Below are 13546 nucleotides of genomic sequence, written 5' to 3'. Positions count from 1 at the left end.
AATATTATTGATAAACGTTTACTGATTGTTTTCATTTGTACTCCCCTAAGGTCGAGATTAATTATAGTTATTGGCAGTTTATTACCGTCTAAGATGAAACCGTTGAAAAGCCTTGTATCATCATAATTCAACTTTTTAGCAACAACATCTGTACCACTTTGTATTTAGCAGGATCTCTTTTCCCAATTATTACTTATCCACTTAAACCAATTATTTAGTTGCGAGCAATAGCGTAATATTTACAATACGATTGAGTAAATATTCATCTGAATGACCGTTCTTATTATTGAATGATATTTAATATTCCTTGTGATTGTTCTAAGTAGGGGTATTTGATTACCTGGATACAGTTGGCACGCTTATTGAATTTATTCCCATAAAGTTGGTCTCAGAAAATGAAAGAGACTGTAACTATTCAAAATTAAGTACTGTTTCTTCTTGGATGTTAGTGAAGCGGTACTGGTAATCATATTTGGGAACTATTATGAAAATATTAGTAACGGGTACAGATGGGTATATCGGATCAGTTTTAGGTCCATATTTATTAGAGAGAGGGCATGATGTTACGGGACTTGATACAGGTTTTTACCGAGCGGGATGGCTCTTTAACAATGGGGAAACGGTCTATCCATCGTATATCAATAAAGATCTTCGAGAGATAACTTTAGAAGATCTGGAAGGATTTGATGCTGTAGCTCATCTTGCCGAGTTATCGAATGACCCGTTGGGACAGTTGAATCCTGAAATCACTTATAAAATCAATCACGAAGGTAGTGTTCGTTTGGCAAAGCTTTGCAAACAGGCTGGTATTGAGCGGTTTGTGTATACTTCATCGTGTAGTGTGTACGGAGAAGGAGATGACAGTTACAAAACCGAAGAGTCAGAAGTTAGCCCGCAAACACCTTATGCCGAATGCAAAACAAGGGTAGAACGGGATGTTTCAAAGTTGGCTAATGAGCATTTTTCGCCCACGTTCTTGCGCAATGCTACTGCCTATGGAGCTTCGCCACGAATGAGATTTGATATTGTACTCAATAATCTGGCAGGCCTTGCCTGGACGACGGGTGTTATTGAGATGATCAGTGATGGAATGCCATGGCGACCGTTGGTGCACGTGAGAGATATCTGTAAAGCTATTGCCTGCTCGTTAGAAGCCCCTATCGAATCGATCCACAATCAAGTGTTTAATGTAGGTGATACTGAGGAGAATTTTAGAGTACGAGAGATTGCGGAGATAGTCGGCGCAGCCTTCCCGGGATGTAAAACCACCTTTGGAGATAACGGGGGTGATAACCGCAGTTACCGGGTTTCGTTTGATAAGATAAACAGCCAACTGCCTGGATTTTCATGTGAATATACGGCAGAAGATGGAGCAGAGGAATTATATAAACTATTCAAGAAAATTGATTTAGATCCTGAGGTTTTTAACGCTAAACCATATACAAGGTTGAAGCAATTGAAGTTTTTGTTAGGGACCAACCAGCTGAGTCAGGATCTATTTTGGGTTTAAGTAATTACTCGGCTATGGATAGTGAATATTCAGAGGGAGGTGCATTGGGTGGTACCTCCCTCTAATTTGGCATAGAACTTATTGCTTACAATAATGTAACAATCACTTATTAGTGAAAGTATAAAAACTGCCTAATCCTAAAAAATAAAAAATGAGAGATGAATAAATAGGGGAAGTGTTATTTATCTACCTTAGTTATTCACTTCTCGAAGTATATTCAAACAATTATGAGTTGGCTATCGGAAAAGAAACTAAAATTTTTTTTCAGTTCTGTAATTGTACTTTTTGTTCTTCAGGAAGTACTGGTTTACCGCTATATATCAGAACCGTATCCTGCACTGAGAATGCCTCCCTTTTATGGGAACAACATGAACGAGGACGGCTTTTACGAGACTAAAAGTGTGAAGATAAAGATAACATTTGAGAATAATGATCCACTTTTGCTTACTCCTCGAGAATTATTCTATAACGCTCCTACCTCTCTCCACTGGTCATTGATTAGTAAATTTCAGCCTATCGATGAAAAACCGGGAACAACTCCCTATAAACGGTTTGAAATGTTGGAGCCAATTATACCAGGATTTTTTACAAGTAGACAACGAAGTTTATATGAAGTTCAACACAATCCGGAAACCTTAAAATGGCTCAGAGAACAAATAGGTATGATTTCGCCTGATAAAAATCCAGAGAAAATTTCATTCAATTGGTACAAAGATTTGTATTCTCCCGACAATCTACTGAACCAACAACGCGAGCTAATTGGTAAAACTACAATATTTTTATAAAATGGTTAAAAGTAATTCAATATTTTCCCAGTGGGTATTTTCTGAATACGATTCGATCACCAAGAGCTTACCAATCTACCGGATAATTTATGTGCTCTTTGCTTTTATGGTACTTTTGCCAAGATACCTGTGGATTAGTAATTATCCCGATACATTTTTTTTGCCGAGAATAGGGATTACGCTTTTCTTTTCCGGATTTCCTGATATTTATTTTTTCTACATTTTAAATTTTTTACTGATAGCATCTCTTTTATCACTTCTTGTTGGCTATAAAACATTTTATACTTCTATAGCAGTCGGAATGCTTTTCTTTTTGGGAGCTGCCTGGGAGTATTCCTTTGGCAAAGTTAATCATGATATACCTTTGATTATTATTCCATTGATTCTGGCATCCAGTTGGGGCAATCCGGTTTCAAAAGTGAAGAATACTCAAAACGGAAAATCATGGGCTGTTCCTTTATTTGCCTTGCTGATGGGCTTGGCAATGTTAACAGCTGCTATCCCCAAAATTGTCAGCGGTTGGCTGGATCCATCGACTTCTGCGTTGGCAGGCCACCTCGTTCGGAACTATTTTGTCGCTGAACGTGAAACGATTTTGGCAACGTATCTATTGTCTCAAAACCATTTTTATCTTCTAAAATTTTTGGATTATGGTACTATACTCATAGAATCAGCTTTTATTTTCTCTGTGTTTTCTCTCAGGAATTTCAGATTGGTATGTGCTTTAGCATGTTTCTTTCATTTTGGGGTTCAATTAACAATGGGAATTTCATTTTCAACGAATCTCCTTGCTTATGCTTTATTTGTTAACTGGGCGTATTTATACAATTTTGAAAGTGTTAAACATTGGCTTAACAGGCTCGAAGGATTTTTCAAAAGTATAGGCTTTCTAAAGCTGTTTATTGTATCAATTCCTGTATGGGCGTTTTATTCTTTTATCGGTAATCCTTTTGCAATAGATTTTGGGCTCCAAACTATTCTGGGCGGAAATTTTATAAATACAATTATTATGCTTGGTGCTGTAGCTATATCCGCACGATATTTCTACAGAATCCTGATGAATTTCAGTATTAGAAATGAGTTGGACCTTACCGGAACTTCCACTAGTGGGGGTCTCTAGGAAAACGTTTAGAATCTGAGAAAAAATATTTCGTATTCTTTCCTTTAAAATTACTCTTTTTACTATTGTTAAGTGAAATTAGAGGCAGATAAATAATTTTTTCTATTCAATCTGTTGGATTGATGATTTGCCCCATTCATAAACGAGAGAGGGTAAAAATTTAGACGAGTAAATTCTTTATATCCGACAGAAAAAATTACTCATCTATAATTGCCAATGCTATTCCTTTTCTCCCATTTAGAATTTTTCAACTACAATTTATGGGTGAAAAATGCATTTGGAGATCTAAGAGAAGAGTCTCTACCCTCACAAATGATGGATTATATTAAAAAAATTAGGAATTGGCACACCTATTGTAACATAAAAAGGGATAAGATGTAGTTTACAGAATTTTCCTCATGTTAAAGGCTTTTAAATGAGATAGATAACCAAGAGAGAAAAAATTATGGAAGAGTTAAGATGTTTGAATTGTGGTAGCCAGCTAAAATATACATTCGCAGATTTAGGAACATCCCCTCTTTGTAATGAGATTATAAAACCGGACCAAATCAATGAGGGACAAATGAGCTATCCGTTGCATACCTATGTTTGTGATGAGTGTTTTTTAGTTCAGGTGGGTAAATGTGTGAGCCCTGAAAAAATTTATGAAGATTACAGTTATTTTTCGTCCTACTCTGATTCCTGGCTGCGTCATGCCGAGGAATATGTAGATTTTATGGTGGATCGGTATGATATCAATAGAGAGAGTTTTGTGGTAGAAATAGCCAGCAATGACGGGTACCTGCTTCAGTATTTTAAGCAGAAAAAGGTGCCAATGTTGGGGGTTGAACCGTCTGATACGGTTGCCCGAGCAGCATTAGACAAAGGTATTCCCACCGAGAAGGTGTTTTTTGGTACTGAATCGGCCAAAAGTCTTCGAAAGAAATATAAGCCTGCAGATCTAATCCTTGGAAATAATGTTTTGGCTCATGTTCCGCGTATTCATGATTTCATTGAGGGGCTGGATATTATGTTGAAAAAGGAGGGAATCATGACGTTTGAATTTCCCCACTTAATGCAGCTTGTTGAAAACAATCAGTTTGATACCATTTACCACGAGCACTTTTTCTATTATTCGTTGCACAGCGTACAATCCCTGTTTAAAAGACATGGATTTACCATTTTTGATGTGCAGGAATTGAGTACACATGGGGGATCTATTAGGATTTTTGTCACTCGGGCTAACAATCAAAAATATGAGGTATCCGAGAATGTACGTCAATTGTTGCAGGAGGAAGAACGGAAAGGATATCTAAATATCGATTTTTACAAGTTGTTTGGTGAGTATGTGAAACAAACGAAAAGAGATATTTTGCGGTTGCTTCTCAATCTGAAAAATCAGGGAAAGTCGATTGTTGGATATGGAGCTCCCGGAAAAGGCAACACACTCTTGAATTACTGTGGAATTGGCAATGATTTTATCGACTATACCGTAGATCGAAGCCCCCATAAACAAGGTCATTATTTACCGGGGTCTTTAATTCCCATTTTAGCACCCGATAAAATTCGAGATACGAAGCCGGATTATATTTTTATTCTGCCCTGGAATTTGAAGGATGAAATTATAAATCAGTTGCAATACGTAGCGGAGTGGGGCGCTCAGTTTATTATTCCCATCCCCCAACCTATGGTTATTAATTCGAGACCGATGGAATTAGAGCTGCCGGTATTAACCAGCGGATTATAGGATTGCCGAGCTAGCCAGTTATAAATGTTAAGTATCTGCCGGATGATTTTAACTGCGAAATCTGATGGATGGCTAATTACTCTATGAATAAATGAGAGGGCTATCTGTGATTTGATCCCCTTATACAATTAGATGAACGAGGATAGTTAATAGAGATTACATTTGAGCGGGAGGCTTCACTCAAATAGAAATTGTACTAATGGTTATGATAAAATTGATATTGAAAAAACTCAGATATTTTGATTTGGTAATATATCTGAGAAATAACTATGCATTATTTGCCAAATACTATACCTATTTATCGCTTGTCCGAAAAGAAATAAAACATCCCATCTTAGTTTATACAATGGGTAAGGTGGGTTCAACTACCATAACATATTCTCTTAAAAATCAACTGGAAGAATATTCAGTTTATCATCTGCACTGGCTGAATGAGAGGAATTTGAATACAGACCAGAAGTTTTTAGCTAATCACTTACGCAAAAATAAAGATGCGGGAATAAAAATCGATGTATTTCCAAACTATCTTTCCAGGGGATTTTATTTTAGTAATAAATTTGCACGTTCTGGGGGGGGGATAAATTCAAGATAATAACTCTTACAAGAGATCCTGTTGCCAGGAATATCTCATCGTTTTTTCAAAATCTTAAAAAATGGTTTAGCTATGATATTCTTTTAAAGCGTAGTCAAATGAGTGAAGATTTTATTGTGGAGGAACTAAAAACGCTTTTTGTTGAAGAATATATTGTTGGAAATCGAATTAACTTTATTGATTGTGATCCACTCACCTGGTTTGATCAGGAATTAAAAACGGTCTTTGATATCGATGTATTCCAATATGATTTTTCCAGCAAAAAAGGCTACCACATTTATGAGAAAAACAATATATCTGTGTTACTTCTTCGAATGAAGAATCTTAACAATCGTTTTGAAGAAGCATTTAAGGAATTCCTTGGGAAAGATCTAACAATTAAAAGCATTCAAAATAAAGGTGATCAAAAAGAATATTCGGGTGTGTACAGTAAGTTCAAGCGTACTATTAAAATTCCCGATTGGTATTTAGATCAGATGTATGAATCACATTATGTTCGTCACTTTTATACGGATAAGGAAATTGCAACCTTTCGAAAAAGATGGGCTTAAACGTTGTAATTGGAAGTGCTCATTTAGGATAAGTCATTGGGATGTGAGTGAAGCGAGGTCAATCAATGGTACATTATAATGAGTATTTATTTCATTGTGTACTGTAAGATTTACTCGGTTTTGAGTCCTTAACACAGTGCTGCATTTCTTAAAACGTTATCCATTATAGCATTCTCTCTCCCCCCGAAGTCCTTTAGTGATCTGGATGGATCAACAAGCTATAGGGACTATTATTTTTTAGAAGTCTTAATTAATTGGCACAACTCTTGTAACTAAAAATTACGGGTATGAAGGTTATGGGAACAAGTATAAGAGTTAACTATGACATCTAAATTTTAATTGAAAAAACGATGAATGAATCGGGGAATTTGAAGTGTCTTAATTGTGATAACGTACTCAAGCATACATTTGCGGATTTGGGTACATCTCCTCTTTGCGAAGAGTTTGTAAAGCCGGAACATGTTAACAAGGGACAACAATCTTATCCACTGCATGCTTATGTATGCGAAGAATGTTTATTGGTTCAGGTTGGTGAGTATGTTAAACCCGAGGATATCTATTCGGATTATTACTATTTCTCTTCTTACTCAGACTCTTGGCTAAAACATGCCAGTGATTATGTGGATATGATGGTGAAAGATTACGGAATTAACCGTGATCAATTTGTCGTTGAAATTGCCAGCAATGACGGGTACCTGCTTCAATATTTTAAGGAGAAAAAGATTCCGATTCTCGGTGTTGAACCTTCAGAAAATGTAGCGCGGGAATCAGTAGCCAAAGGAATTCCGACTGAAAAAGTATTTTTTGGTGAAAAAACGGCTAATATTCTCAAAAAGAACTACCGGCCGGCTGATCTGATTTTAGGAAACAATGTTTTAGCACATGTTCCTAAGATCAATGATTTTATCAAGGGTCTTGAGGTAATGCTGAGTGAAAAAGGAATTATGACGTTTGAGTTCCCTCATCTTATGCAGCTCGTGGATAACAATCAGTTTGATACGATCTATCACGAGCATTTCTTTTACTACTCGCTTATTGCCGTGAAATCAATATTCGAAAAACACGGGATGAAAATTTTTGACGTCCAAGAGTTGAGTACGCATGGAGGATCAATAAGGATATTCATTACCAGAGAGTCTAATGACAATCATCAAGTAAGTGAGAATGTAGAGCGTATAATAGAACGGGAAAAAGAAGAGGGGTATCTGGACATAGATTTCTATAAATCATTTGACAAAAATGTACAGCAGACAAAACGAGATATTTTAGCGTTGCTTATCGAGTTAAAAAATAAGGGTAAGGCGATAGCCGGTTACGGGGCTCCGGGTAAAGGAAATACACTGTTGAATTATTGCGGCATCGGTACCGACTTTATCGATTATACTGTGGATCGCAATCCCCACAAACATGGCCAATATTTGCCGGGTTCACTGATCCCAATATTTCATCCTGATAAAATCAGGGAAAGCAAACCGGATTATGTCTTTATTCTGCCTTGGAATCTAAAAGAGGAGATTATGAAACAAATAAGCTATATCTCAGAGTGGGGCGGAAAATTCATTATTCCAATTCCTAAACCGGAAATCCTGGATTCCCAATCCATAGTTAATCAAGAGCAAGTTATCGCTCAGTAACGGAAGTATTTAATGGAAAACTTCAAATAGAAAACAAAAAAATGAAAGTAGTATTATTTTGCGGTGGACTTGGAATGCGAATGCGTGATTATTCAGAAGAGGTTCCTAAGCCAATGATTAAGGTGGGGTACCGCCCGGTACTCTGGAATATTATGAAGTATTATGCTCATTTCGGCCATAAAGATTTTATCCTTTGCCTTGGGCATAAAGGCGATTTCATTAAACGCTATTTTGTTGAATATGAGGAGTACACTTCTAATAACTTTGTATTGAATAATGGCAAAAGAGAAATTGAACTGCTCAATTCTGATCTGGATGACTGGAATATTACGTTCGTTGATACGGGGATGACCTCGAATGTGGGACAACGTCTAATGAAAGTACGTCCCTATCTTGAAGGAGAAGAGATGTTCTTGGCAAATTATGCAGACGGGTTGTCCGACATGCCCCTCAATGAGATGATCGACCAGTTTAAAAAGTCGGGCAAGACAGGAGGTTTTTTAGCCTACCAACCCACACAGAGTTTTCATGTGGCAGAGCTTGGAGACAATGGCATGGTCAACAGTATAAATCCCATATCAAAGTCAGGGCTATTTATTAATGCCGGCTTTTTTGTATTGAGAAATGAAATTTTCGATTACATAAACTATGGGGAAGAGTTGGTTATGGAACCTTTTCAACGGTTGATAAAGGAGAAGAAGTTGTATGGACACCGCTACGAGGGGTTTTGGATGCCGCTTGATACCTTCAAGGATAAGCAACAAATAGACGATATGTATGCCGAAGGGATAACCCCTTGGCAAGTATGGGATCAGAATGGTCAGGAAATTGCAACAACAAAAGTGCAGAATGGAGCTAAGGCGTTATGATAAGTGCTAAGTTTTCCACTCCCAACAAGGAAGGATTAAAAATGCTCTTTTTAGGGGCCCATTGTGATGATATTGAAATAGGATGTGGTGGCACAGTCTTGCATATGATTGAGAATTACAAAATAGATCACATTAAATGGGTTGTCTTTACCTCAAATGAAGTACGTAAAAAAGAAGCAGAATCAAGTGCAAAAGAATTTCTGAAATCAGTAAAGAATGCAGATGTAGATGTTTATGATTATCAGGATGGATTTCTTCCATCGGTTTGGAGTGAAATAAAAGTAAGATTTGAGGATCTGAAAAAAGAAATTGAACCTGATATCATATTTACTCATTACCGAAATGATCTGCATCAAGATCACAGAACCTTAAATGAATTGACGTGGAATACCTTTCGTAATCATCTAATTTTTGAGTACGAAATACCTAAATACGATGGAGATATTGGAAATCCGAATTTATTTGTTCCGCTAAATGAAGATCAGATTAAACAGAGAAATGAGATTATAACGAGTTGTTTTAAAAGTCAGCAAAATAAACAGTGGTTAGATGATTCTTTGTTGACTTCAATGCCCCGAATAAGGGGTATAGAGTGTGCTTCAAAAGGTAAATATGCCGAAGCTTTTTATAGTAGAAAATTGACTATTTAGTCAAAGAGAGATTAAAAATATTATCACTGGACTTTTTATGCTGAAAAATAAATCAGAAATATTGAGTATTAAAGAAGAGCCGTTTATTTCTGTTGTAACCCCGGTTTACAATGGTGGAAAGTTCTTGCGGGAATGTATAGAAAGTGTCCTCAATCAGGATTATGATAACTGGGAGTATATACTGCTAAATAACTATAGTACAGACGACAGTTTGCAGATTATGCAGGAATACGCCGAAAAGGATGAACGGATTCGTATTTATGATAATGAGGAGTTTTTACCCCAGATGAAGAATTTGAACCATGCTTTTCGTCAGATATCACCAGATAGTAAATATTGCAAGATGATTTGTGCTGATGACTGGATATTTCCGGATTGCCTGTCAAAGATGGTGGAGATTGGGGAAGAATATCCCAGTGTGGGAATTGTAAGTGCTTATCGCTTAGTAAACAATAAAGTCCATTTAGATGGGCTTCCATATCCCAGTAATTTTAATTCAGGAAAAGATATTGCCCGGAGATATCTATTGAACGGATCTTCTGTATTTGGTTCTCCAACTTCATTGTTGTTTCGGTCCGATCTGATATTAAAAAGAGATAAGGTGTTTGAAGAGTCACACCAAGCTTCGGATACGGGAGCTTGTATCGATATACTAAAAGAGTCTGACCTGGGATTTGTGCATCAAGTTTTGACGTTTTCACGCCGTCACGAAGACACGATATCTAATACGGAGGCAAAAGAAAGCTTCGCATTCATTCATGCGAAATTGTATAACCAGTTGACCTATGGGCCATTTTTTCTAACTGAGAAGGAGCTCAAGAAAAGTTATATGCAAAGAATAAATCTTTATTACATCCTGCTTGCGAGAAATTTCTTTGACTCAAAGTCAATGGAAGATTTCAAAAGACAGTTGGAAGTACTTGATGAGTTGGGATTAGAATTTGAAACAGGAAGATTTCTGAAAAAGTTTACTCGAGAGCTGTTTTTACAAGTACTTAAAAAATTTGGTATTGAGCTTAGGAGGAGTTCTTAAAAATGAAGTTTTCTGTCATCATACCCACTTATAACGATTGGCAAAGGTTGCAACAGTGTGTTATGGCCTTGGAAGGTCAAACATTGTCTCGCGATCAGTATGAGGTTATCGTGGTAGATAATAGTGAGCATGGGGTAATACCGGAAGAGGTACATTTGCCGTGTCGTGTTCAACTTATCCATGAGCCCAAACCCGGCTCTTACGCCGCGAGAAATAAAGGAGCGGCCGTAGCCACCGGTGATATTGTTGCATTTACAGACTCAGATTGTATTCCCGATAAAAACTGGTTGAACAATGCACAAAAATATTTAAATGAAGCGAATGATCTGGTTGGGGGTAAGGTTGAGATTTTTCAGCCGGAAGGGGGAAGTAAATATGGCTACATGTATGAGCGTGTAACAGCATTTCCACAGCAAAAAAATGTACCCCTGGGAAAGGGGGTAACAGCCAATTTATTTGTTAAAAAAGATGTGTTTGAAAAGGTTGGTGGATTTAATATGGCAATTAAATCAGGCGGTGACTGGGAGTTTACACTTAGGTGTACCAAGGCTGGTTACCAAATGATTTATGCTGATGATGTGCAGGTTAAACACCCGGCACGGAATTTGCAAACTATATTTAAAAAGCATTACCGCTTAACATGTGGAGGAGCTCTAAAGGTGAAAAGAGAATATGGGTACAGCGAGTTGCGAATGCTTGGCAGCCATATTAAGGGGGGATTAACTGGCAGAAAAAAGAGATCAACAGTAGTATTAAGTATGAAGGAGCGGGTCATCGTTTATTCCATTGACCTAATGAAGTTTATGTATCGCGCTATCATTTATGTGGGGGTCATACTTCGATTGATAAATCCTGATAAAGTAAGGGAGTAATAAGTAGCAGTGTATAATCAAGACTATTATAACATGACGAATTGCTAAAAATGAAGAAAAATATCCTAATAGTATCCCGCTCATTTTATCCGATGAATTCTCCTCGCTCCTTTCGAACTACTGAGCTTGTCAAGGAGTTTGCTCGTCAGGGGCATGGCGTGACACTATTGACCGTAAAAAATAATAAGCATCACATTCCCTTTGAAAAAGAGTTTGAGATAAGCATTAAAGATTTGGGCCCATTAAAATTACCTGAGATTAATTTAAATGGTAATGGAAACATACAGAGAATGGGCAAAAGAGTTATACGACGGGGGTTGTACCAACTTTTTGAGTATCCTGATATTGAACTTATGTATCGTGTAAAAAAAGCACTGGCCTTTGAAACAGGGTATGATCTATTGATTTCAATAGCAGTCCCACATCCCATTCACTGGGGAGTAGCCTGGGCCTGGAGAAAAGAAAATCCTATAGCAAAAACGTGGGTGGCTGATTGTGGGGATCCCTATATGGGATCTGCTTTAGATTCATTTAACAAGATGCCATATTTTAAATTTTTTGAGAAAAATTTTTGCCAAAAGACAGATTTTATAACCATACCTATAAAAGAAGCGAGAGAAGGATATTATCCTGAGTTCAGAGATAAAATTAAAGTAATCCCCCAGGGATTTAACTTTGATGAAATTGACCTCAGCGAAATAAATCACACTGAAAATAACGTTCCAACTTTTGCCTATGCCGGAGGTTTAATTCCAGGTGGAAGGGATCCCAGTTTGTTTCTCGAATACCTAACTTCACTCAATATTGAGTATAAGTTTATCATATTTACCAAGAACTCTGAGTTGATTAAACCTTACTTAGAAAAGGCAAATGGAAAAATCGAAGTCCGAGATTATATCCCAAGAGAAAAGTTACTACAGTTCTTAGCAACCATGGATTTCTTAGTGAATTTTGAAAATGATACTACACTTCAATTGCCCAGTAAATTAATCGATTACTATTTGACCGGTCGTCCCGTATTGTCGGTATCAAGTTTTAAAATCGATAGAAAAGTCATCAATGAGTTTTTGTGGGGGGATTACAGTAACAGTTATGATTTTGGAGATATGGATCAATATCGTATAGAAAATGTTTGTTCTCGTTTCATACACTTAGCGGATAAGGGTGAATATCAATGGAAAGCCTAAATGATAAATCAGGATATTATGCCGTTATACTATTTTTGATCTGGCCATTTTTGGCTTTGGCCTCAGCATTTAAAAACTATTCATCCAGCTGGGGAAAAAATATACTTTGGGCGTTCGTAGCATTTTACGGATTCGCATTTGCAATAGGAGCAGAAAGTGTAGACAGTGATATTACCCGATATGTTCAGGAAGTAGAGTATCTGCATGGTATTGATATGAGTCCCGCTGACGCAATAGAATATTATAAAAAGAGTGGAGAGGTTGATGTATTAAGAACGTTCATTGCTGTTACTGTTTCAAGAGTTACGGGTAGTCAGGCTGTGCTTACTTTAATTTATGGCATTATTTTTGGCTTTTTCTTTTCCCGCAACATCTGGTTTGTTTTGGAACGCTTGGAGGGAAAAATAAAGCCAATAACAATTCTTTTGATAGCATGCTTATTTCTGATCATTCCAATATGGAAGATGAATGGGTTTCGGTTTTGGACAGCTGCACACATATTTATTTATGGGCTGTTGCCATTTTTGTTTGACAATAAAAAGGGAAAAATACTTTTTTGCTTTTTATCACTGTTGGTGCACTTTGCCTTTTTGGTACCGGTGGCAATTTTATTGAGTTATCTTATAGCTGGTAATAGGTTAGTAATTTATTTCATATTTTTTTTAGCCACATTTTTTATTACTGAGATAAACCTTACGGCCTTTAATAATATTATTGATAATTATGCTCCCGAAATTATTCAAGAGCGTTCATCGAGTTATAGGGGAGAGGATAAGGTAGAAGCTTATCGAGATGGTGTCGAAAAGGACACCGTTTGGTATGCTATATGGTATGGCAGAGCACTGGGATGGTCGGTGATGGGATTTTTAATTGTACTTTTCTGGCAAGGGAAAGCTTTCTTTGAAAATAATCGTAGGTGGAAGAGTTTATTTTCATTTGTCTTATTGTTTTGTGGGATTGCCAACTTGTTTAGTTCTCTGCCGTCAGGAGGCCGATATTCATCTATTGCAAATTTAG

13 protein-coding genes are annotated in these 13546 nt (G+C 36.9%); all 13 read left to right on the top strand.

What is annotated here, in order from left to right; translation table 11 throughout:
- The first annotated feature begins 484 nt into the window (after window positions 1–484).
- Complete coding sequence (locus ACQ76V_RS09085; protein WP_441000175.1) at window positions 485–1510, top strand: NAD-dependent epimerase/dehydratase family protein; 1026 nt, start codon at window positions 485–487, stop codon at window positions 1508–1510.
- 227 nt (window positions 1511–1737) lie between these two features.
- Window positions 1738–2295, top strand: a complete 558-nt coding sequence (locus tag ACQ76V_RS09080; protein ID WP_441000174.1) for a hypothetical protein — start codon at window positions 1738–1740, stop codon at window positions 2293–2295.
- Window positions 2296–2386: 91 nt separating this feature from the next.
- Window positions 2387–3415 carry a hypothetical protein gene (locus ACQ76V_RS09075; protein WP_441000173.1) on the top strand — a complete coding sequence of 343 codons (1029 nt, stop codon included), beginning with the start codon at window positions 2387–2389 and terminating at the stop codon, window positions 3413–3415.
- Between the two features lie 445 nt (window positions 3416–3860).
- Complete coding sequence (locus tag ACQ76V_RS09070) at window positions 3861–5141, top strand: methyltransferase domain-containing protein (protein ID WP_441000172.1); 1281 nt, start codon at window positions 3861–3863, stop codon at window positions 5139–5141.
- Window positions 5142–5346: 205 nt separating this feature from the next.
- Entirely contained in the window at window positions 5347–5733 is a 387-nt protein-coding gene (locus ACQ76V_RS09065) for a hypothetical protein (RefSeq protein WP_441000171.1), read from the top strand.
- A 98-nt stretch (window positions 5734–5831) separates the two neighbouring features.
- Window positions 5832–6284, top strand: coding sequence for a putative capsular polysaccharide synthesis family protein (locus ACQ76V_RS09060; protein WP_441000170.1), 453 nt, complete (start codon window positions 5832–5834; stop codon window positions 6282–6284).
- Between the two features lie 350 nt (window positions 6285–6634).
- Window positions 6635–7918 carry a methyltransferase domain-containing protein gene (locus ACQ76V_RS09055; protein ID WP_441000169.1) on the top strand — a complete coding sequence of 428 codons (1284 nt, stop codon included), beginning with the start codon at window positions 6635–6637 and terminating at the stop codon, window positions 7916–7918.
- Between the two features lie 41 nt (window positions 7919–7959).
- A complete protein-coding gene (locus tag ACQ76V_RS09050; protein ID WP_441000168.1) occupies window positions 7960–8787 on the top strand; it encodes a sugar phosphate nucleotidyltransferase in 828 nt (275 codons plus the stop codon).
- Window positions 8784–9437 carry a PIG-L deacetylase family protein gene (locus ACQ76V_RS09045; protein WP_441000167.1) on the top strand — a complete coding sequence of 218 codons (654 nt, stop codon included), beginning with the start codon at window positions 8784–8786 and terminating at the stop codon, window positions 9435–9437. Before ACQ76V_RS09050 ends, ACQ76V_RS09045 begins: the two co-directional genes overlap by 4 nt.
- A 61-nt stretch (window positions 9438–9498) precedes the next feature.
- A complete protein-coding gene (locus ACQ76V_RS09040; protein WP_441000166.1) occupies window positions 9499–10470 on the top strand; it encodes a glycosyltransferase family 2 protein in 972 nt (323 codons plus the stop codon).
- A gap of 2 nt (window positions 10471–10472) precedes the next feature.
- Window positions 10473–11342 (top strand): glycosyltransferase family 2 protein, encoded by an 870-nt coding sequence (locus ACQ76V_RS09035; RefSeq protein WP_441000165.1) that lies wholly within the window; start codon window positions 10473–10475, stop codon window positions 11340–11342.
- Between the two features lie 50 nt (window positions 11343–11392).
- The gene (locus tag ACQ76V_RS09030) at window positions 11393–12529 is read left to right on the top strand and encodes a hypothetical protein (protein ID WP_441000164.1); all 1137 of its coding nucleotides are present in this window, start codon (window positions 11393–11395) and stop codon (window positions 12527–12529) included.
- Window positions 12517–13546, top strand: a 1030-nt coding sequence (locus ACQ76V_RS09025; RefSeq protein ID WP_441000163.1) for an EpsG family protein, incomplete at its 3' end; no start/stop codon positions are given. The genes ACQ76V_RS09030 and ACQ76V_RS09025, both read left to right, overlap by 13 nt.

Origin of the sequence: Fodinibius sp. SL11, assembly GCF_052060035.1 — a bacterium.
GTDB lineage: Bacteria > Bacteroidota > Rhodothermia > Balneolales > Balneolaceae > Fodinibius.
This window is presented reverse-complemented; position numbering and strand designations above follow the sequence as displayed.